General features: G+C 65.4%; 15 protein-coding genes. 8 read left to right on the top strand and 7 right to left on the bottom strand.

The features are described 5' to 3' along the window. Positions 1-2 precede the first annotated feature (2 nt). The 5 genes from MRBLMU1_RS30910 to MRBLMU1_RS30890 form a co-directional block, all read right to left on the bottom strand. Positions 3-470 carry a hypothetical protein gene (locus MRBLMU1_RS30910; RefSeq protein ID WP_363510117.1) on the bottom strand — a complete coding sequence of 156 codons (468 nt, stop codon included), beginning with the start codon at positions 468-470 and terminating at the stop codon, positions 3-5. Positions 471-628: 158 nt separating this feature from the next. Further along, complete coding sequence (locus tag MRBLMU1_RS30905) at positions 629-2,080, bottom strand: IgA Peptidase M64 (protein ID WP_363510116.1); 1,452 nt, start codon at positions 2,078-2,080, stop codon at positions 629-631. Positions 2,081-2,273: 193 nt separating this feature from the next. After that, complete coding sequence (locus MRBLMU1_RS30900) at positions 2,274-3,515, bottom strand: cyanophycinase (RefSeq protein ID WP_363510115.1); 1,242 nt, start codon at positions 3,513-3,515, stop codon at positions 2,274-2,276. 73 nt (positions 3,516-3,588) lie between these two features. Then, positions 3,589-4,908, bottom strand: coding sequence for a cyanophycinase (locus MRBLMU1_RS30895; protein ID WP_363510113.1), 1,320 nt, complete (start codon positions 4,906-4,908; stop codon positions 3,589-3,591). 107 nt (positions 4,909-5,015) lie between these two features. Further along, positions 5,016-7,790, bottom strand: coding sequence for a TonB-dependent receptor (locus tag MRBLMU1_RS30890; RefSeq protein WP_363510111.1), 2,775 nt, complete (start codon positions 7,788-7,790; stop codon positions 5,016-5,018). 234 nt (positions 7,791-8,024) lie between these two features. Between MRBLMU1_RS30890 and MRBLMU1_RS30885 the strand changes: the two genes are divergently transcribed. Continuing rightward, positions 8,025-9,173, top strand: coding sequence for a succinylglutamate desuccinylase/aspartoacylase family protein (locus MRBLMU1_RS30885; RefSeq protein WP_363510109.1), 1,149 nt, complete (start codon positions 8,025-8,027; stop codon positions 9,171-9,173). Positions 9,174-9,197: 24 nt separating this feature from the next. After that, positions 9,198-10,592, top strand: coding sequence for a YfcC family protein (locus MRBLMU1_RS30880; protein WP_363510107.1), 1,395 nt, complete (start codon positions 9,198-9,200; stop codon positions 10,590-10,592). A gap of 137 nt (positions 10,593-10,729) precedes the next feature. Here the strand turns inward: MRBLMU1_RS30880 and MRBLMU1_RS30875 are convergent, their stop codons facing one another. Continuing rightward, entirely contained in the window at positions 10,730-11,155 is a 426-nt protein-coding gene (locus MRBLMU1_RS30875) for a GNAT family N-acetyltransferase (protein WP_363510105.1), read from the bottom strand. A 105-nt stretch (positions 11,156-11,260) separates the two neighbouring features. Here MRBLMU1_RS30875 and argH point away from each other — a divergent pair, with 105 nt between their 5' ends. Then, a complete protein-coding gene (gene argH, locus MRBLMU1_RS30870; protein WP_363510104.1) occupies positions 11,261-12,658 on the top strand; it encodes an argininosuccinate lyase in 1,398 nt (465 codons plus the stop codon). Positions 12,659-12,696: 38 nt separating this feature from the next. On the opposite strand, the gene MRBLMU1_RS30865 is transcribed toward argH, so the two are convergent. Continuing rightward, a complete protein-coding gene (locus tag MRBLMU1_RS30865; RefSeq protein ID WP_363510102.1) occupies positions 12,697-13,278 on the bottom strand; it encodes a hypothetical protein in 582 nt (193 codons plus the stop codon). 833 nt (positions 13,279-14,111) lie between these two features. On the opposite strand from MRBLMU1_RS30865, the gene MRBLMU1_RS30860 reads away from it, so the two are divergent. The 5 genes from MRBLMU1_RS30860 (at position 14,112) to MRBLMU1_RS30840 (ending at position 21,082) form a co-directional block, all read left to right on the top strand. Next, positions 14,112-16,664, top strand: a complete 2,553-nt coding sequence (locus MRBLMU1_RS30860; protein ID WP_363510100.1) for a M4 family metallopeptidase — start codon at positions 14,112-14,114, stop codon at positions 16,662-16,664. A gap of 72 nt (positions 16,665-16,736) precedes the next feature. Then, positions 16,737-17,948, top strand: coding sequence for a type II secretion system F family protein (locus MRBLMU1_RS30855; RefSeq protein WP_363510099.1), 1,212 nt, complete (start codon positions 16,737-16,739; stop codon positions 17,946-17,948). Further along, on the top strand, positions 17,945-19,627 hold the full coding sequence (locus MRBLMU1_RS30850; protein ID WP_363510097.1) for a GspE/PulE family protein: 1,683 nt from the start codon (positions 17,945-17,947) through the stop codon (positions 19,625-19,627). Before MRBLMU1_RS30855 ends, MRBLMU1_RS30850 begins: the two co-directional genes overlap by 4 nt. Beyond that, positions 19,614-20,510: a hypothetical protein gene (locus MRBLMU1_RS30845; protein ID WP_363510095.1), complete on the top strand. Its 897-nt coding sequence runs from the start codon at positions 19,614-19,616 to the stop codon at positions 20,508-20,510. Before MRBLMU1_RS30850 ends, MRBLMU1_RS30845 begins: the two co-directional genes overlap by 14 nt. After that, positions 20,507-21,082, top strand: a complete 576-nt coding sequence (locus tag MRBLMU1_RS30840) for a hypothetical protein (RefSeq protein WP_363510093.1) — start codon at positions 20,507-20,509, stop codon at positions 21,080-21,082. Before MRBLMU1_RS30845 ends, MRBLMU1_RS30840 begins: the two co-directional genes overlap by 4 nt. Positions 21,083-21,110 lie beyond the last annotated feature (28 nt).

The raw sequence follows: 21,110 nt of genomic DNA, 5'->3' as shown, positions 1-21,110 counted from the left end.
AATTAATGCTTGGCGGCGGCTTCTTTGACTTCGGCAGCCGATTTGGCTTTCACCGCGTCGGTCTTGTTGGCGGCCAGCGCTTTGTCTTCGGTGGCGTCAACGGTTGCCTTGATCGCTTTGGCGTCGGCTTTCACGGCCTTTTTATTGGCCTTTTCTTCGGCTTTAGCGATGTTCTTTTCGCCTTTTGCGGCGGCTTTGGCTTTGTCTTCCGGATCTGCCTTGGCGATTTTTTCGTTCGCTTTGGCGGCTTCCACGTTCACTTTAGCCTGGGCTTCGTCGTGGGTCTGGTTGGCTTTAGCGACGGCCTTGTTGGCCTTTTTGTCGGCTTTGGCGTCAACTTTCAGTTCTTTCTGTTCAGCCTTGGCGACGTCCTTGTTGGCTTCTTGCTGTGCCTTGGTGACTTCAGGCGTTTGTGCGAAGGCAGCGGTTGCGAACAGGCCGGCGATCAGGGTAGCGATGATTTTGCTCATGATATTTCCTCTCAAGTTTAATTTGGATGCGTTCTTATCTTATTAAAGCAAGGCCTTTGGCCTTGCCTGCGTTGCGCTCTTGTTTAGAAGCGCCAGATCACGTATCCAGAATAGCAACCCGAGCCGATGAGCTCTGTACGGTACCGTACTAAACGCGATTATTCGCTTCGGGGCCGCGAGTACAGGTCGATGATGGTGCCGATCGCGTCCGCGCACACGGAACAGAACTTGTCGCTGCGGTCGAACATGATGCACTGCATCTCGGGGCGGTAATATCCCTTGGCCTCGTAGTTCGCGCCCTCGAAGGCGCCCACCACATGGCGGTGCGGATCGCGCGAGAACAGTTCATTGGTCTGCTGAAGGTCCTTGTGGAACAAGGCGCTCATCTCCGACTCGGGACGGTTGGCCTGGCGCAGCGCGACACGCTCTTTCTGATACGCGCGCGACGCCGCCTCGTATTCGTCTTTCTTCCACGGCGTCGGCAAAGGCGTGCCGTCCTTGACGAACTTCTTCCATTTCACATTGGCCGGATCGTGCAGCGCCGTCGCATTCGGCTCCCACGGTTCCTGGCGCGTGGCGCCGCCCGTGGCGTAGGCCACCGGCGAGGTGTAGTACTCGTCCGCCAGTCCCGCGAAGTGGTGGCCGAATTCGTGCACGAACAGATAGTTGGCCCAATCGTTGTTGGCCGCCGCTGTGCTGAACTGGCCGAAGATGCCGCCACCGCCGTAGGTGTCGTTGTTGACGAGGATCTCGATGAATTCATACGGCGCGTTCTGCGCCAGTTCGCGCAGCGCGCGGTTGTCGGTCGTCAGCACATAACGCTCGCTGCCGAAAATGTCGTAGCGCGTACCCAGCGGCGAGGCGTGATGCACGCCGGTCGATGGACGCGACACGCCCGATTCCTGCGTCGGCAACGCGAGCGCCCAGACGTTGAAATCCTTGGCGCGCTCCTTGAACGGCGAGGTGTTGAACAGATGATCGGCCAGGCGGCGCGCGGTCGCTTCGAACTTCTTCATCTCGCCGGCCGTGTAGCCGTCGCCCAGGATCAGCAGGTCGACCTTGTCCTTGGACGGGCCGTTGACGCGGATGCCGATCGGCTTGGCCGGCGCGGACGCCTGTTTGCGCACCACATCCATCGCGTCGGTGTCGACGCTGGCGGTCCACACCACGGAGAAGGCGCCGCGCTCGTCGCGCTTGAGAATGCGCACCTTCACCGGCTTGTCCGGTTTGGGGAAGCGCACCGACTCCTGGAAGCCGCGATTGGTCTTGCCGGCTTCCTCGGTGCTGGCCCATTCCGCGAAGACGGTTGAAAAGCCGCGCGAGTAGAGCAGCTTGCCGGAGGTGGCGTCGACCACCTCCACCAGGTTGTTGCCGCGATTGGTATCGTCGATGGTGCGGCGCATGTCGCCTGGCCACGGCAGCGGCTCGATCACCACGCGCTCCATCGCGTACTGTTCGTTGAGGGCGTTGCCGCTGTGGATGTAGTCGAGACGAACGGTGGCCGGTTGGCTGGCCGGCGCGGGCGCCGCGGCCAATGCGGGAACAACGCCGGCGGACAGCGCCAATATCAGCGCAGAGACAAAGCGGCGGGAGTGAAAGAAGAGACTCATGGGATTCCTGGCAAACGGTTAAAGACGTGACCGCTATTTTAGGTTGTCGCCGGGCCAGTGGCCGCGAAATTTAGTATGGTTTAGCGTCGCGCACGGCAACTTTAGTAAGGAATAGCACAGGCCAGTAAAGGTTAGCGAAGATTAGCGGCAATTAGTAAAAGCCACTTTTAGCGCCCCTCCCCTCCACCTCCAGCTAGTTTTTTTGCGTCGTCAGCGACTGCCCGATGTCGAGAGGGCGAATGTCCAGCCGGACGTTGAGGATCGAGTAGCTTTGCGCCGCCGCCGACGCCGATGCGTAACCGACGCTGTCGCGCGTTTTGCTGAAGGTGAACTGGAAGCCCAGCTCCGGCAGCAGCGATTGGGGCCCGCTGGTGGCGATGCCGATCGCCTCGACGCGGCGGTTGACGATCAGGCTTTCCATCAGTTCCACCACCGCGTTGCGGCCGAGGATATCGGGCGAGAACACCGGCTGGCGCAGCACCGCGTGCTCCGCCCGCAGCCGGCCGCCGGCCTTGGCCTCGGAAGGCGTGAAGGTGTGCGAGGCCAGGTCGTAGCGGTCGCCCCGGTCCAAGTAGCTGATCACCGCGTTGGAAACGTTGAAGCCGGCGCTGGCCGCATCGGTGGTGGCGCGCGACAGGTCGATCAGCAGCGCGCCCTTGTGGCCGACGATTTCCACGTTGCGGCGGCTGTCGACCACCATCGCGGTATTCTCGTCGATGCCCAGCCCGAACTTGTAGCCCTTTTTCAGCATCGCCGGAATCATGCGCGCGAAGCGCCCGCGCACCAGCAGGTGCTGGTCGACGAAGACGTCGTCGCCGATGAAGCCCAGGCCGGGCGCGATCTCGCGGCCGTCGTTGACGCCAGCGCGCAAGGTGCCGAACACCGAATTGGGAGAGTAAAACATGGTGCTGCTCATGATGGCGGCGCCCGCGCTATCGCCGGCCACCACGCCGCCGTTGCGATAGACGTCCCACACCGCCTCCAGCACCGCGCTGCGGCTGCCGTCCTCGCGCACCAGCGCCTGCGTGATGCGGGACTGGTCGCCGCCGGAAAAAAACACGCCGCCGGCGCCGCGCACGGCCGCCGCCAGCTCGCCATCCTCGGCCACCTGGCGGAAATCGCTGCCGGCCAGGCGCACCGCCAGCGGCACCATGAAGGCCGCCGCGCCGTAGCCATTGAGACGGGCGACGATCATGTCGCCCACCCGTTGCGGATCGGCCGCCGCCGACGGCAGCACCGCGATGCGCGCGCCCTGCCCGCCGGCCAGCGCGACGATGCGCTGCCAGACGTCGGCGTTGTCGCCCCGCAGGCCGCCGCCGATGATCACCAGCGACCCCTTGGGGGCGGCCGGCGCCGCCACGGCGGCATCCAGCGGAACGGCCAGCATCAGGACGGCCCCGATCAGGTGCTTCAACATGGTGCCCGGTGTGCGCATGGTGGCCGACTCCCAAAATAAAAAGGGACGGCGCTGTTGGCGCCGTCCCTTCAAATATAACCCGATTTGCCCGCTACCGGTATCGGTAAAGCGGCTGCTGCAGCTGGATCGGCCGGATGTCCATCCTCAGTTTGAGCACCGAATACGCCTCCACCTCGGTGGAGCTGTAACCGACGCTGTTGATCGTTTTACTGAACCGGAATTCGAAGCCCAGGTCCGGCGACGAGTCGCGCGGATTGCCGAAGGCGATGCCGATGGCTTCCTGCTGGGCGTTGTCGATCAGGTTCACCATCAGGTCCAGCACCGCGTTGTTCCCCAGGATGTCGTTGGTGTAGACGGTGCCGCGCATGTCCGGCTGATTGGGATCGAGCTTGTTGTCCGCCTTGTCGGCCGACGGCGTGAATTCGCGCGACACCAGGTTGAATTTGTCGCCCCGGTCCAGATAACTGATGGTGGCGTTGCTAATATTGAAACCCTTGATGCCGCGGTCGGTGATCGCCGCCGACAGATCGAGCAGCAGCGCGCCGCTGTAGCCGATGATTTCCACGTCGCGGCGGGCGTTGACCACCATCGCGCTGTTCTCGTCGATGCCCAGGCCGATCTGATAACCTTTTTTCAACATCACCGGGATCATGCGGGCGAAGCGGCCGCGCACCAGCAAATGCTGGTCGACGAAGACGTCGTCGCCGATGAAGCCCAGGCCCGGCGCGATCTCGTTGCCGTCGGTGACACCCTGCTTGAGCATGTCCAGGGTCGCCTTGGCGTCGTAGAACATGGTCGTGCTCATGATCGCGGCGCCGGCGCTGGAACCGGCCACCACGCCGCCGTCGCGGTACACGTCCCACACCGCCTCCAGCGCCAGCGTGCGCGAGCCGTCCGGGCGCACCAGCGCCTTGGTGATGCGGGCCTGGTCGCCGCCGGTGAAATAGATGCCGGTGGCCGAGTGGATCAGCGCCACCACCTCCGGGTCCTCGGCGGCCTTGCGGTAATCGCTGTTGGGCAGGGTCACGCCGAGCGGAATGAAGAACGCCTGGGCGCCATATTGATTGAGTTTGTTGACCGTGTTCTGTGCCGATTTTTCCGGATTGATCGAGGCCGAGCCGAACACGCCGATGCGCGCGCCACGGCCGCCGGCCAGCTGCACGATGCGCTGCCAGACTTCCGCGTTGTCGGCGCGCAGGCCGCCGCCGATGATGACCAGGTTGCCCGCCGGCGGCGCCAGCACCGGCTTGGGCGGGGGCACCGCCTTGGCCGGCTTGCTGGCCTTGGTCCCCGACTGCGCCTTGGCCGACGACGTGGCGGCCGCTCCCTGGGCCGCATGCGCACTGACGCCGGCGAACACCAGCAGCCAAAGCATGCAAAGGCGCTGGAACGTAGAACCTGTAAATTTCATGTTGCCCTTCCAATGATGAAACCGGCGCCGGGGCTTGCGCGCGGCGCCGTGGTAATACAGATGATACCAATCAATTACTTAAGCATGTATTACATTGTGGGGGGCTTTCATTTGAAGGCGTAGCTGGCGCTGGCGAAGAAGCGGCGCCCGCGCGGATCCGTGTAGGTCGGATCGTAGCCGGACAGGAAGAAGTACGCCTGGTTGGAGAACGGCGGCGCCTTGTCGAACAGGTTCTGGATGCCGGCGCGCAGCTTGAACGCCTTGCTCACCTGCCAGGCGCCCGACAGGTCCCACAGCGAGTAGGAGCTGACGTCGTTGGGCGCGACCACGGTGCCGTCGTCGGTGTTGATGGCCGAGTTCTGGTCGTGGTAACCGCTCGAGAAGGTGTTCGACAGCGAGGCCGAATACGGTCCCTTGTCCCAGTCGAAGGTGATGGTGTGGCGCCAGCGCTGCACCACGCCGTCGGTGACGAAGCGGCCCAGGTTGCTCACAAACGGATCGTTGTTGTCGTTCTGGATCTTCGAGTTGAGCACGTAGGTGCCCGACAGGCGCCCGCCGAAATTGCCGGCCCAGGTGCGCACGCCGTTGTAGTCGAGGATGACGTCGATGCCCGAGGCCTTCTGCGCGCCGCGGTTTTCCTTGCGCAGTTCGATGTAGTCGATCACGCCGTCCTCGTCGCGGTGCACCAGGTTGCCATACTTGGCCAGGTTGCCGAGGATGATGTCGTCGCCGATCTCGCTGATCAAGTCGGTGCGCTTGATGTTCCAGTAATCGATCGTCATCGACGCGTTCTTGCTCGGCTGGATCACCATGCCGGTCGAGAACTGGCGGCTGCGCTCGGGCTTGAGGTTGGCGTTCGAGTAGCGGCGCGTGCTCCAGTTGTCGGCGCAATCGGCCAAGGTGGCGTCCTCGACGGCGCAGGCGAGCGGATCGGGCAAGGTGGCCGTCTGGCTATGTATCGTGGCGCGGTACAGGTCGTTCATCGACGGCGCGCGGAAGCCGCGGCCGGCCGAGGCGCGGAACAACATGGTCTTGGTCGGCGTGTAGCTGATGCCGACCTTGGGGCTGGCCGCGCCGCCGACGATCTGGTAGTGGTCGTAGCGGGCCGACAGTTGCGCCTCCCACTGCTTGGTGAACGGCAGCAGCAGCTCGCCAAACACCGCCTTGACCTTGCGGCTGTTGCTGTTGCCGCGCTCTTCCTCGGGCGCCGAATCGTTGTTGATGTTGTCGCTCAAGTACAGGTCCGACAGCGCGTAGCTGGTGCGCTCGCGGCGGTATTCGCCGCCGACGGCCAGCGCGGCGTCGCCGCCGGCCAGGGTGCCGACCGTGTGCGAGAGCTTGAAGTCGACCGAATCCATGGTGCCGCGCGCGCGCCGGGGCACGTCGTCGACCTGGATGCTGTTGAGCAAGTCGACGCCGGCCTGGCTGGACGGCCCGAACGGATTGATCAGGCCGTCGGCTATCCCCTGCAGCATCTTGTCCTTCAACAGGTAGCCGTGGGTGTCGCGGTCCTTGACCTTGTTGACGCTGTGGTTCAGGCCGACGTCGTAGTCCCAGCCGTTGGCGGTGCCGGTCAGGCCGACCACGTAGCGCTGGCTGTCGCTGGTCAACTCGGTGGCGCGGCGGCCGGCCTCGTTCATGCGCATGCGCAGGCCGACGGTGACGGGCGCGTCCGGATCGGCGTCCTCCTCGGGCGAGAGCGTGAAGCCGGCGAAGGCCGGGATCTTCTTGTAGTCGATTTCGGCGTCGTCGGCGCGCGCGCCCGAGCCGATGTACCAGGTCTTCGAGTGGCTGATGGCCACCTCGGCGTACAGCTGGGTGTTCGGGTTGATCTGCAGCACGCCGCGGGTGAGCAGGTTGGTCTTGTCCGACTTGGGGAACAGTTCGGTGTCGCGCATGTAGTCGTAGGTGCAGGCGTCGATGCCGCCGATGCCGGCCGGCAGGTACAGATTGGCCGGCGCCGCGCAGGTCGGCACGGACGGGTTGATGGTGCGGTTGGTGATCGGCTTGCCGTTGATGAGGAAGTTCTGCTCCTGCAGCTCGTCGCGCTGTGCGCTCGAGAGGCGGATGTTGGCCGGCGACGTGTAACCGGACAGCAGGTGCGGCAGGCGCTCGGGCACGCGCAGGTCGCCGATGAAGCTGCGCTGCGAGGTGCTCAGCGCGTTCGATTTCTGCACGTCGGCCACGGCGAACACGTTGAAGCCGTCCTTGGCCAGGTCGCCGAAGCCGGCCGTGATGCTGGCCTTGCGCTTGCCGGCGCCGCCCTCGTCGGTCTTGAGGCCGTAGGCGTTCAGCTCCACGCCCTGGTAGTCCTTGCGGGTGATGAAGTTGATCACGCCGCCGATGGCGTCGGTGCCGTACAGCGCCGAGGCGCCGTCGAGCAGCACTTCGACGCGCTGGATGGCGGCGGCCGGGATGTTATTGAGGTCGACGCCGGTGTCGTCGCCGGGGGAGGCGAAATTGGCCATGCGGCGGCCGTTGAGCAGGACCAGGGTCGAGGAGGTGCCGATGCCGCGCAGGTTGGCGCTGTTGAAGCCGCGCTGGTCGCCGCCGACGTTGATGCTGGCGCCGTCGGTCAGGCCGCCGACGTTGGCCGACAGGCGCGCCAGGATTTCGGAGGCGGTGGTCACGCCCACCTTGTCGATTTCCTCGCGGGTGATGACCTGCACCGGCAACGCGGTTTCCGACTCGATGCGCTTGATCGCCGAGCCGGTGATCTCCACCCGGGGCATCGGCTTGGCGGCTGCGGTGTCGGCCGCCGGCGCGTCCTGGGCCAGCGCCAGGCCGGGTTGGCCGAGCACGCCGATCACCGCGCCCAGACCGATCGCGCGGCGCACCGAGCGCGCCATCGTGGAAATTCGCATGCCGTGCAATTCAGCCATAATTCTCTCTCTGCGGGTTGTTGTGTTATATGTAAATAATTCCAATCAACTAACTGTACGCATATCGGGCGGAAAACTCAAGAAAGCGCCGTCCGATTCGGCCCGAACGATTTACTTTGTGAAAATAGTGCTACATACTCAAGCGTTAGGCGACGATCGGCGCGCGGGCCACGCCCCGGGCGCCCGCTGATCGTCACCGTCGTCGCCACCGTCAACCTTGCCTGCCAGACCATCATGCACGTACAAAAACACCCCCTCTCCGGCCCCCACAGCAGCACCGCGTTCGAACTGACCAGCCTGCATTTCGGCACCCCCGGCGCCGGCAAAAAGGCCTACATCCAGGCCTCGCTGCACGCCGACGAGGTGCCGGGCATGCTTGTGGCGCAGTTCCTGCGCAAGCGGCTGCTCGCGCTGGAGGCGGCCGGCCAGATCGCCGGCGAAATCATCCTGGTGCCGGCGGCCAACCCGATCGGGCTGGCGCAGGCGATCCACGGCGCCGCCTTCGGCCGCTTCGACCTGACCACCGGCGTCAATTTCAACCGCAATTACAAGCATGTGTTCGAGGACCTGAAAAAATCGCTCGAAGGCCTGCTGGGCCAGGACGCCGACGCCAACGTGCGCCTGATCCGCGAGCACGCGCGCGCCTCGATCGCCGACTGGCGCCCGTCGACCGACGCCGACACCTTGAAAAAAGCGCTGATGACGATGGCGGTCGACGCCGACATCGTGCTCGACCTGCACTGCGATAACGAGGCCGTGATGCACATCTACGCCGGCACGCCGCTGGCCGAGGCGATCGCGCCGCTGTCGGCCATCATGGGCGCGCACGCGCTGCTGCTGGCCTACCAGGCCGGCGGCGAACCGTTCGACGAGGCCTGCAGCCGCCTGTGGTGGGACCTGGAGCGCCACTTCGAGGGCAAATACCCGATTCCGGCGGCCTGCCTGTCGACCACCGTGGAGCTGCGCGGCGAGATGGAGGTCAGCTACGACCTGGCCGGGAAGGACGCCGCCGGCCTGCTGCGCTTCCTGGCCCTGAGCGGCGTGCTGCGCGACGACGGCAGCGGCATGGGCGCCGCCGCCATCGCCGCCGGGCCGCTGCCGGTGCCGCTGTGCGAGGCCACGCCGCTCGAAGGCGTCGAGCCGCTGTACGCGCCGCACGCCGGGGTGCTGGTCTACACCCGCGACCTGGGCGAGCGCGTCGCGCCCGGCGACGCCATCGCCGATTTGATCGACCCGGTCAGCGGCGAAACGACGGTGGTGCGCGCCGGCGTGGCCGGCGTGTTCTTCGCCCGCAGCGCCCACCGCCACGTGCTGCGCGGAATGAACGTCGGCAAAGTGGCCGGCGCCAAGGCCTACCGCGCCGGCGATCTGCTGAGCCAATAAAACAATCCCCACGACGCCGCTTCCATGACCACAAAAAAATTCAAGCTGCCGCACACCTTCGTGCTGCTGTTCATCATCCTGGCGCTGATCGCCGCCGCCACTTGGCTGGTCCCCGGCGGCAAATACGACACCCACCTGGTCGACGGCAAACAGCTGATCGTGCCGGGCAGCTTCCACTACGTGCCCAGCGCGCCGCAGGGTGTGGTGGCGCTGCTCAAGGCGCCGATCAAGGGCTTCGTCGAGGCGGCGCAGATCATCGGCTTCGTGCTGATCGTCGGCGGCGCCTTCGCGGTGCTGCAAAAGACCGAGGCGGTCGACGCGATGATCAAGGCGCTGGCGCGCGCGCACAAGGATTCGGCCTTCATCCAGAAGGCGCTGATCCCGGTGTTCGTCACGCTGTTCTCGCTGGGCGGCGCCACCTTCGGCATGAACGAGGAGGCCATACCGTTCATCCTCATTTTCGTGCCGCTGGCGCTGGCGCTAGGCTATGACACCATCACCGGCGTATCGATCCCCTTCCTCGGTTCGCAGGTGGGCTTCGGCGCCGCCTTCCTCAACCCCTTCAACGTCGGCATCGCGCAGGGCATCGCCGGCGTGCCGGTGTTCTCGGGCTGGGGTTACCGGCTGATCGCCTGGACCATCGCCACCGCCATCACGGCCGGCTTCCTGATGTGGTACGCGGCGCGCGTGAAAAAGAATCCGCAACTGAGCCCGACCTACGCGCTGGACCTGGAAAAGCGCAAGGAGCGCCCCGAAGGCCTGGGCGAACTGCACGGCATGACCGCGCGCCACAAGCGCGTGCTGTGGATCTTCGCCGGCTCGCTGGCCATCATGGTGGCCGGCGTGGTGCACTACGGCTGGTACATCGACGAAATCGCCGCGCTGTTCCTGACCATGGGCGTGGTGATCGGCCTGGTGGGCCGGCTCGACTCGGGACAGATCGTCGATGGCTTCATCCAGGGCGCGCGCGACCTGGTCGGCACGGCGCTGGTGATCGCGCTCGCGCGCGGCACGATGATCCTGGCGCGCGACGCCCAGATCATCGACACCATGCTGCACGGCCTGACGCCGCTGGTGCAATCGTCCAGCCCCATTTTCACGGCATGGAAGATGTTCGGCATCCAGACGGTGATCAACTTCTTCATCCACTCCGGCACCGGCCAGGCCGCGCTGACGATGCCGATCATGGCGCCGCTGGCCGACCTGGTGGGCGTGACGCGCCAGACCGCGATCCTGGCGTTCCAGTTCGGCGAGCTGACCACGCCGATGATCCCGACGTCGGGCATCACGGTGGGGGTGCTGGCGCTGGCGCGGGTACCATGGATCACTTGGGCCAAGTGGATGATCCCGCTGCAGCTGATCTACGCGGTGATGGCGCTGGCGCTGCTGGTGCCGCCGGTGCTGATGAACTGGCAGTAGGCCAAAGAGCCAATCTAAACACGATCTAAAACACGTAGGGCGGATTAGCCGAAGGCGTAATCCGCCATGTATGAGCCGCTGGCGGAGCGTGGCGGATTACGCTGCGCTAATCCGCCCTACGTGAACCCTCGACGACGCTAGCTGCGGTAGACATCGGGGCAATAGCGCTCCATCAAGGTCGCCGGCCGCGCCGGCGGCGTGAACCCGAACTGCGCATAGAGGCCGTGGGCGTCGAAGGTGGCCAGCGTGAAGCGCCGCAAGCCCTGCAAATCCGGATGCGCGACGATCGCCCCGACCAGGCGCTTGCTGTAACCGCGGCCCCGGTGCTCCGGCAGCACGAACACATCGACCATGTTGGCGAAGGTGGCGCAATCGGTCACCACGCGCGCGAAGCCGACCTGGCGCCCGTCCAGATAGGCCCCGAAACACAGCGAATTGGCGATGGCCCGCTCCAGCACCGCGCGCGGCATGCCGATCGCCCACGTCGATTGCTCACTGAGGAATTGGTAAATCAAGGGGACGTCAAGTTGCCCCTTGTCCGTGCTGATCTGCAGGCTAGTCATGTTTTACGTGGCCAAAATAGCAATAATGACATATTTTTGAGCAGTTGACGGTTTATAATCCGTCCTGACAATTGACACCAATACCGCGAAAACCACCCCACCACTATGACCGCACAACTTTCCAAAAAGAGCGAAGCCTGGTCGGCCCGCTTCAACGAACCTGTTTCCGACCTCGTCAAACGCTACACCGCCTCCGTCTTCTTCGACAAACGCCTGGCCAAGGCCGACATCCAGGGCTCGCTGGCGCACGCCGAGATGCTGGCCGCGCAGGGCATCATCAGCGCCGCCGACCGCGCCGAGATCGAGCGCGGCATGGCGCAAATCTCGTCCGAGATCGAGGCCGGCCAGTTCGAATGGCTGCTCGACCTGGAAGACGTCCACCTGAACATCGAAAAACGCCTGACCGAACTGGTTGGCGACGCCGGCAAGCGCCTGCACACGGGCCGCTCCCGCAACGACCAGGTGGCCACCGACATCCGCCTGTACGTGCGCGCCGCCATCGACGACGTGGTCGAACTGCTCGGCGCCCTGCGCGGCGCGCTGACCGACCTGGCCGAGAAGAACGCCGACACCATCATGCCCGGCTTCACCCACATGCAGGTGGCGCAGCCGATCACCTTCGGCCACCACATGCTGGCCTACGTCGAGATGTTCGGCCGCGACGCCGAGCGCATGCTCGATTGCCGCAAGCGCGTCAACCGCCTGCCGCTGGGCGCCGCCGCGCTGGCCGGCACCACCTTCCCGATCGACCGCGTGCGCGTGGCCACGACGCTGGGCTTCGACGATGTCTGCCACAACTCGCTCGACGCCGTGTCCGACCGCGACTTCGCGATCGAATTCACCGCCGCCGCCTCGCTGATCATGACGCACGTGTCGCGCATGTCCGAGGAGCTGGTGATCTGGATGAGCCCCCGCGTGGGCTTCATCGACATCGCCGACCGCTTCTGCACCGGCTCGTCGATCATGCCGCAAAAGAAAAACCCGGACGTGCCGGAACTGGCGCGCGGGAAAACGGGCCGCGTCTACGGCCACCTGATGGGCCTTTTGACCCTGATGAAGGGCCAGCCGCTGGCCTACAACAAGGACAACCAGGAAGACAAGGAACCGCTGTTCGACACCGTCGATACCGTCGTCGACACCTTGCGCATCTTCGCCGACATGGCCGGCGGCATCAGCGTCAAGCCGGAGGCGATGCGCGCCGCCGCGCTGCAGGGCTACGCCACCGCGACCGACCTGGCCGATTACCTGGTCAAGAAGGGCCTGCCGTTCCGCGATGCACACGAAGCCGTGGCCCACGCGGTGCGCGCCTGCGACGATTTAAAAATCGACCTGTCCGAGATGACCTTGGACCAGCTGCGCGCCTACTCGGCCCTGATCGAGGACGACGTGTTCGCCGTGCTGACGCTCGAGGGCTCGGTGGCCGCGCGCGACCACGTCGGCGGCACCGCGCCCAACCAGGTGCGCAAGGCCATCGCCCGCGTGCGCGAACAGTTGGCAAAATAAGTAGCCAAATAAGTGGCGAATTAAATAGCCCAATAAGGCTAGTGCATCACCAGCCGTGACAGCACCGAGAACGCCGCGCCGGTCTGCTCCTGCTTGAGCAGGATGGTCAGCTCGGTGTAGGTGCAGATCATGTTGACCAGATTGATCTTGTCCCACGCCAGCTGCTTGAGGATGGCGTGGTAGATGCCCGGCTCGCGGCTGGTGTCGGGATTGAGGTGCAAGGTCACGGCGTTCAGATCGTCCTGCCGCGCGAGCAGCCGCTCGCCGGCGAACACCTCCTCCACCACCGGCATCAGCACCCGGCTGCAGATCACCATCACCTCGTTGACGCCGCGCGTCACCGTCACGAAGGCGCCGCGCAGGGGCTCGGCCTTGGCCAGCAGCTCGCGGTGGCATTCGTGAATGCTGTCGGAGTGGCGGAACGTGTATTCGGTCAGCTCCGTGCGGGTGGTCAGCTCGCCGGTTTTGTGCACCAGCGAGATTCCCCGGCTAGGCTGCTCCGGCAACCGTTCGGCCACGCGCCGCAGCGCCATCACCACGGCCGCCTGCCCCACCGGCTTCCACAGATCGCTCTCGATCTGCGGCTGCAGCTGGCGCGCCAGCTCCGACAAATTGATCAATCCCCGTCTCAGTCCTTCCGTCAGAAAGGACGACTCCATAACGATGCGTTCCACTTTGGTGGCAATCGACAGCATAAAAGATCCCCCTGCCCGCGCGCCGGCGGACAAAACCTGAACAACTAGCTGGCGCTGCGCCCTGCGGCCCACCGTGATCGGCGGCCGCGGACGATGCGATACGCGCGCCGGCGTCCCGGGTAGGGACTGGCCGGCGGCCGGTATGCAGCTAACGTGACGAACTACCCGGCGGCGCTAGACGGGAGGAGGCAGTGCGGTCCGGTTGGCGCGCAGGGAGCAGGGGGCGATGCAAACGTGTCGAGGGTGTGTGGTCATTTTCTCTTTTCCTGAAGTTCCCGGGTCGCGCTTGCGGGGTCGTGCCCCTGCGCTTTTTATGCACCGGCTCGTGGCAAATCGCCGCGGCTGGAATGACCTAGTTTAATTCGCAAGATTAAAAATTTGCAACAGCCTTGCTGAAAACATGAGCATAGTGTTGCGTAGCAACCGAAACTTGGAGCGTCGATCAACTTCATGATTGATTTACGACAAAACGCGGCAATCGTGCGCGTGTTAGCGGGCCTTATGTGCTACCGCGCAGCACCTCCAAAGCCATAGGCGCCGCCGCCAAAATGTCTCATTTGAGACATTTTTTTCATCCGCGACCAATTTTCAAAGTTTTTTGACTTGGTGATCTTGAAAAGAATAGTGTCGCCTCTACTCGCCGTTTTGACGTACAAGCATCGCCGCGCAGCCATCCGCCAGCGCGGCGTCGGAGACGCCGAGTTGGCCGCCACCATGGCCAGGCAAACCTTCGCGCACACACCCACCCTGGAGAAGAGATGAACCAACGTAAGACCCTACTTACCGCATCCGTCGTCGCCGCATTGTCGATACTGGCCTCGAACGCCGCCTGCGCCGCCGGCCCCCTGATGGCGGCGCCAGTCAACCTCGCCTCTCCACAAGAGAGCGCGGGACTGGTCGCCAAACTGGCGGCGCTCGACGCGCGGCGCGGCATCGGCAGCGACAACAGCTTCCGCATCGCCAGCCAGCATCCCGGCGTCGTCGGCGAAAAGATCACCCGCGCGCAGCACACCTACAAAGGCCTGCGCGTGTTCGGCTCCGAGTCGGTGGTGGTGACCAATGGCGCCGGCGACATCGTCAGCGAATCGGTGGCGGACCGCCGCGCCGGATTGAGCGCCAACAGCACCAACGCCGGCGGCGCGGATGCGGGCCGCCAGCTCGCCGCGCCCGTGACGGACCTGACGCCGGCGCTGAGCTCGGGCGACGCCATCGACAAAGTGGTCAAGGCGGTGGCGCCGCGCGGCGTGCACCGCTGGGCGCCCAGCGCCGAACTGCTGATCTACCCGGTGATGAAATCGGTGCGCGTGCCGTCCGCCGTCAACAAGTCCGAGGCCGCGCTCAACGCGCTCGATCTGGAGGAAGTGGTCGACCGCTACGTGCTGGCCTACTATGTCCAAACCCGCATGTCGCAGGACCGCAAGCCGGTCTACTACGACACCATCGTCGACGCCAAGACCGGCGCCGTGGTCGCCCAATGGAAGGCGCTGCAAACCGTGGTCGGCACGGGCAACAGCCAGTACAACGGCGCGGTCCCGATCAACACCTCGCAGTCGGGCAGCACCTTCCAGATGCTCGACGCCACGCGCGGCACCGGCGGCAAATTCGGCGGCATGGCCATCACCAACGCCAACCACGCGTCGGCCGACAATCCGACGCCGGGCACCATCTACACCAACAGCAGCAACACCTGGGGCGATGGCCAGCAGTACATCAACGGCGGCAGCACCACCAACGCCAACGGCCAGACCGCCGCCGTCAACGCGCTGTGGGGCCTGATGAACACCTACGACACCAACAAGAACGTATTGGGTTGGCAATCGCTCGACGGTAACAACACGGCGACCTACATCGCCGCCCACGTCGATACCGCCTACGACAACGCCTTCTTCGACCCAAGCTGCAAATGCATGTACATCGGCGACGGCGGCAGCAGCTTCTACAACCTCGGTTCGATCGACGTGATCGGCCACGAGATGTCGCACGGGATCACCGACGCCACCTCGAATCTGACCTACGCCGGCGAATCGGGCGGCTTGAACGAATCGCACTCCGACATCGGCGGTGAGATGGTCGAGGCGTACGCGCGCGCCGGCGGCACCGGCACCGTGATCCCGGCCACCGGCAACGATTGGATGACGGGCAAGGAGATCGCGAGGAACGGACAGCCGCTGCGCTGGCTGTACAAACCGAGCAAGGATGGCCGCAGCCCGAACGCCTGGAGCAGCACGATCAAGAACATCGACGTCCACCTGTCGAGCGGTCCTAACAACCGCATGTTCTACTTCCTGTCGCAGGGATCGAACGCCACCACCACCAGCGACTACTACAGCCAGTACCTGGTCAAGAGCCCGGCCGCGATGACCGGCATCGGCAACGACAAGGCCTATCGCATCTGGTTCAAGGCGCTGACCACCAAGTTCACGTCGTCGACCAACTACGCCGACGCCCGCGCCAAGGTGCTGCTGGCGGCGCAGGAGCTGTATGGCACGGGTTCGAAGGAAGCCATCGCCGTGCAACGCGCCTACGCGGCCATCAACGTGGGCGCCGACGTCGATGAAGTGGCCGGCGGTTCCGGCGTCTCGATCACGACCCAGCCGGCCAGCGTTACCGTGGCCGCCGGCGCGACCGCGTCGTTCACCGTCGGCGCCAGCGGCGGTACGTCGCCGTACACCTACAAGTGGTACCGCAACGGCGCGCTGATCAGCGGCGCCACCTCGGCCACCTACTCGCTGACGGCGCAAACGGCCGACAGCGGCGCGGTGTTCAACGCCGTCGTCAGCGACTCGTCGTCGCCGGTCAAGACCGCGACCTCGGGCAATGCCACGCTGACCGTCGGCAGCACCAGCGCCACCGAGAAGATCGTCAATGGCGGCTTCGAGTCCGGCACCACCGGCTGGAGCGGCACCACCGGCGCGATCGGCACCTTCACCGGCCAGACGGCCTTCGAAGGCACGCGCTACGCCTGGTTGGGCGGGAACGGCAGAACCGCGACCGAGACGCTGACCCAGAGCGTGGCCATTCCCGCGGCCGCCTCCACCGCCACGCTGACCTTCGCGCTGCATATCGACACCGCCGAAAGCGGCACCACCGCCTACGACAAACTGGTCGTGACCGTGAAGAACAGCGCCGGCAGCGTGCTGGGAACCCTGGCCACGTACTCGAATGCGAATGCGGCCAGCGGCTACCAGACACGGACCTTCAGCCTGGCCGCCTACAAGGGCCAGACCGTGACCTTGTCGTTCGCGGTCACGGAGGACGCGTCGCTGCAAACCTCGTTCGTGGTCGATAAGGTCAGCCTGATCACGCAGTAAGGTAGACAGGGGGCGGCGCCGCGGCATGGTCGCCGCCCCGTTTTTGAAGCCACTCGGTATGCAAAGTATGCGATGCAGTTTCGATTACAAGTGCAGGGCGGGCCTGGCGGCCGGCAAACCATAGCGATCGACGCCGCCAGCGAGGCGGACGCGGTCCGGCAAGCGGCGCGCAACGGCTGGCGCGTGCTCGCCATTCATGACACCAACAGCACCGGCGACACGGGTGCGGGGGAGCGTGTACGCTCCGGCATCGGCAAGCAGCCCTTCCCGCTGCTGCAATTCAGCCAGGAGCTACTGGCGCTGCTCGAAGCGGGACTCAATCTGAGCGAAGCCACCGCCACGCTGCTCAACAAGGAAACCCGCGCCGGCGCGCGCGCGACGCTGGCGGCGATCCAACGCTCGCTCCAGCAAGGCAAAAGCTTTTCCGACACGCTGGCGGACTTCCCAACCGTGTTCCCCGAACTGTACGTCGCCACCGTGCGCGCGGCCGAGCGCTCAGGCAACCTGCCGGAAGCGCTGGCGCGCTTCGTCGGCTACCAGCTGCAATTCGACGCCATCCGCAAGAAACTCGTCTCGGCCGCGATCTATCCCGCCATGCTGCTGGTGGTCGGCAGCCTGGTCACGCTGTTCCTGCTCGGGTACGTGGTGCCCAAGTTCAGCGTGGTGTACGAGGGTTCCGGACGCGATATCCCGTGGGCGTCGCGGATGCTGCTCGGCTTCGGCCAGGCGCTGGCCGCCCATCCCTGGCTGTGCGCCGGCGCGCTGGCCGCCGTTTGCGTGGCGGCGGTGATCGGCCTGACCAACGCCGCGCTGCGACAGCGGCTGGTGCTGGCGGTGCTGCGGCTGCCGGTGTTGTCGGCCAAGGCGGCGGAATTCCGGCTGGCGCGCTTCTACCGCGCCCTCAGCCTGCTGCTGCACGCCGGCATCCCCCTGTCCAGGGCGCTGGCGATGACCAACGCCATGCTACTGCCGGCGCAGCAGCCGCAATTGGTGCAAACGCGCCGCGCGGTCGAACAGGGGCTGCCCTTCTCCACCGCGCTGGAACAGAACGCGCTCGCCACGCCGGTGGCGCAATCTCTGCTCAAGGTTGGCGAGAACACCGGCCGCCTGGGCGACATGCTGGAACGCTCGGCCAAATTCCACGACGAGGAGTTCGCCCGCTGGGTCGACTGGGCTTCGCGCCTGCTGGAACCGGTCCTGATGACGCTGATCGGCGTGGTGATCGGCGGCGTGGTGGTGTTGATGTACATGCCGATCTTCGAGTTGGCGGGGAGTTTGTCATGAATGCACGCGAACCGGCCGTCCTCGGCCCCGAAATGCTGCACAGCGCGCGCGCCGCCGCGCTGGCCCAGGGCCGCGCGCCGATGACGGTGATGGAGGAGGCGTCCGGCCTGACGCCGGAGGAGTTCACGCGCCAGCTCGCGCAGCTGTTCTGCTATCCGGCCTGGCCGATGGCCAGGCTGCAGGCGGCGATGCCGGCCTTCGACCTGCTGTCCTTCACCGACTGCGCCCAGCGCGAATGCGTGCTGTTGCGCGCCGATGGCGGCGTCCCGGTGCTGGTGATCGGCAATCCGTTCGCCGACGACACGCTGCAATGGGCCGACTACGCGATCGGCACCGGTTACTCCGTGGCGCTGGCGCACCCGGACGACCTGACCGCCTATCTGGCGCAGCAGGAGAACGTGCAACAGGCCATGCAGGACATGATGGAGGACGGCAGCCACGGCGAGCTGTCCGGCCTCGATCAAAGCATCGAGGACATCTCGCTGATACGCATCAGCGAGGATAGCAGCCCGGTCGTCAAGCTGGTCAACTCGACCATCTACGACGCCCTCAAATTCCAGGCCAGCGATATCCACCTGGAGTGCGACGCGGCCAGTCTGATCATCAAATACCGCGTCGACGGGGTGCTGGTGCAGGCGGGCCAGGTGCAGGGCTTGCAGATGGCGGAGCAGATCATCTCCCGCATCAAGGTGCTGGCGGAACTGGACATCGCCGAACGCCGCGTCCCGCAGGATGGCCGCTTCAAGGTGCGTGTGAAAGGCAGCGAAATCGACTTCCGCGTCTCGATCATGCCCAACATCTTCGGCGAGGACGCGGTGCTGCGGCTGCTGGACCGGCGCGCGCTGACCGAGGCGGCGCAGGCGCTGCGGCTGGAGAACCTGGGCCTGAACAGCGACGCCATCGTGCAGATACGGCGTCTGGCCGCCAAGCCGCACGGCATGCTGCTGGTGACCGGGCCGACCGGCTCCGGCAAGACCACCACGCTGTACGCGGCCATCACCGAAATCAATACGGGCCGCGACAAGATCGTCACCATCGAGGACCCGGTGGAGTACCGCTTGCCGCGCGTGCTGCAAATCCCCGTCAACGAAAAGAAGGGCCTGACCTTCGCGCGCGGCCTGCGCTCCATCCTGCGCCACGATCCGGACAAGATCATGATCGGCGAGATCCGCGACGACGAAACGGCGCAGATCGCGGTGCAGGCCTCGCTGACGGGCCACCTGGTCTTCACGACGGTCCACGCCAACAATGTGTTCGACGTGGTCGGCCGCTTCCTTCACATGGGCGTCGACCCCTACAGCTTTGCCGCCGCGTTGAACGGCATCGTCGCGCAACGGCTGCTGCGGCTCAACTGCGAGCACTGCGCGATCGATATCGAACCCGATCCGCAGGATTTGAAGGATAGCGGCCTGGCACTGGCGGATGTGGGCGAGTGGCGCTTCAAAGCCGGCGCGGGTTGCGGGCATTGCCGGGGCACCGGCTACAAGGGCCGCAAGGCTGTGGCCGAAGTGCTGATCCTGAACGACGCCATGCGCGAGATGATCTGCACCCGCGCGCCGGTCTCCCGCATGAAGGAGGAAGCCGCGACGATGGGATTCCGTCTGGCGCGCAGCGCCGGGCTGGATCTGGTGCGGCAGGGCGAAACCACTTTACTGGAGCTCAATCGTGTCACTTATTGAACGTCTGACGCGGCCTCTCCGGGCGGCGAGGCTACGACCACCAGCTGCGCGCAGGCTGCATATCCTGCTGGCGCCGCGGCAGCTGTCTTGCGTCGTGCGCCAGGGCCGCCGTGTCGTCGAAGGCAGCGCGCAGCAGATCGCGCTGGCCAACCCGGGCGGCCATTGGCAGGCCAGCCTCGATGCGCTGCGCGCGCTGCTGGCCGAATCGGCGACGGCATGGGCCGGTCTGCCGCTGGAGATCAGCCTCTCCGGCCGCTGGAGCCACATGGTGCTGGCGCCGTGGAGCGACGCCCTGCTGTCGGAGCCGGGCGCCGCGCACTTCCTGCAATCGCAACTGACCGCCATTTACGGCGACGCCGCGCGCGGCTGGCATATCGTCGGCGACGACGCACCATACGGCCAGGCGCGCGCCGTCTGCGGCATCGACGCCACGCTGCTGCAGGCGCTCAAGGAGCTGGCCGGCGATTGCGGCCACTCCTGCCGGATCGTCGAGCCACTGCTCTGCACCGCGCTGGGTTCCCTGTCGGCGGAGGAGTCGCGCGCCCCAGCCGCCGCCCTGGCGCTGATCGAACCCGGCCGCATCACCATGGCGGCGCTCGATCGCGGACGAATCGTGGCGATCCAGTCGCAGCCGTCCGGCGGCGCATGGCGGCAAGAACTGCCGCAAGCCTGGCAGCGCTGGACCTTGTGCCTGCCGGAATTGGCCGCCGTCGAACACGTCGCAGTGGTCGATATGGGCTCCGCCCAAGGCACCGCGCCAGGCGCCATCGTCCAACTGGTCGCGGATACGCTGCCGCCGCGCTTCCGTCTTGCGGCAAACCCTTTCGGCGTGGCCGTGGCGGAGCCACAGCCAACCAAGGCGTCATCGGGAGCCGCCGCATGACCCGCCTTGACTTTGTTCCACGCGCCGTGCCGCTGACCGGCTGGCGGCTGACGGTGCTGGCCGTTGGCGTGCTGATGCTGCTCCCGGCGGCCGTCAACTGGACGGCGCAGCGGCAAACCGTCACGCGACTGCAAGACCGGCTCGACGCGCAGTCGGCAACGCTCCAACCGCGACGCCTGACCCGCCCCGCGCTGGCGCCGGCACAGCAGCAGCAAATGGATCTTCAGGTGAAGGCTGTGGCGGAAGCGGTGCGCCAACTGAACCTGCCTGTCACACGCCTGCTCAAGACCATCGAGGCCCGCGAGGATATGCGCATCGCCCTGCTGGGACTCGATCTGAATGGCGAGCCGGCCCAGGATGGCGAAGCGGCCGCGCCATCGAGGCCCGCCGGCACCCTGAAAATCAGCGCCGAGGCGGAAACCGCGCAGGACATGATCAATTACCTCGCCTTCCTGAATCAACAGCGCATGTTCCGGTCGGTGTATCTGCTCAAGCACGAGATGACCGGGACGGCGCAAGGCGGCGGCGAGCGCCCGTATCAATTCCAGCTGGAGGCACAATGGCGGCAGTAAAACCCGGCAAAATTATCAAGCTGAGGAT

The sequence above is a fragment of the Burkholderia sp. LMU1-1-1.1 genome (assembly GCF_040675865.1).
GTDB lineage: Bacteria > Pseudomonadota > Gammaproteobacteria > Burkholderiales > Burkholderiaceae_D > Rugamonas.
This window is presented reverse-complemented; position numbering and strand designations above follow the sequence as displayed.

Coding starts and splice junctions, on each gene's coding strand:
- MRBLMU1_RS30910 (WP_363510117.1), bottom strand. CDS start 470: ATGAGCAAAATCATCGCTACCCTGATCGCCGGCCTGTTCGCAACCGCT.
- MRBLMU1_RS30905 (WP_363510116.1), bottom strand. CDS start 2,080: ATGAGTCTCTTCTTTCACTCCCGCCGCTTTGTCTCTGCGCTGATATTG.
- MRBLMU1_RS30900 (WP_363510115.1), bottom strand. CDS start 3,515: ATGCGCACACCGGGCACCATGTTGAAGCACCTGATCGGGGCCGTCCTG.
- MRBLMU1_RS30895 (WP_363510113.1), bottom strand. CDS start 4,908: ATGAAATTTACAGGTTCTACGTTCCAGCGCCTTTGCATGCTTTGGCTG.
- MRBLMU1_RS30890 (WP_363510111.1), bottom strand. CDS start 7,790: ATGGCTGAATTGCACGGCATGCGAATTTCCACGATGGCGCGCTCGGTG.
- MRBLMU1_RS30885 (WP_363510109.1), top strand. CDS start 8,025: ATGCACGTACAAAAACACCCCCTCTCCGGCCCCCACAGCAGCACCGCG.
- MRBLMU1_RS30880 (WP_363510107.1), top strand. CDS start 9,198: ATGACCACAAAAAAATTCAAGCTGCCGCACACCTTCGTGCTGCTGTTC.
- MRBLMU1_RS30875 (WP_363510105.1), bottom strand. CDS start 11,155: ATGACTAGCCTGCAGATCAGCACGGACAAGGGGCAACTTGACGTCCCC.
- argH (WP_363510104.1), top strand. CDS start 11,261: ATGACCGCACAACTTTCCAAAAAGAGCGAAGCCTGGTCGGCCCGCTTC.
- MRBLMU1_RS30860 (WP_363510100.1), top strand. CDS start 14,112: ATGAACCAACGTAAGACCCTACTTACCGCATCCGTCGTCGCCGCATTG.
- MRBLMU1_RS30855 (WP_363510099.1), top strand. CDS start 16,737: ATGCAGTTTCGATTACAAGTGCAGGGCGGGCCTGGCGGCCGGCAAACC.
- MRBLMU1_RS30850 (WP_363510097.1), top strand. CDS start 17,945: ATGAATGCACGCGAACCGGCCGTCCTCGGCCCCGAAATGCTGCACAGC.
- MRBLMU1_RS30840 (WP_363510093.1), top strand. CDS start 20,507: ATGACCCGCCTTGACTTTGTTCCACGCGCCGTGCCGCTGACCGGCTGG.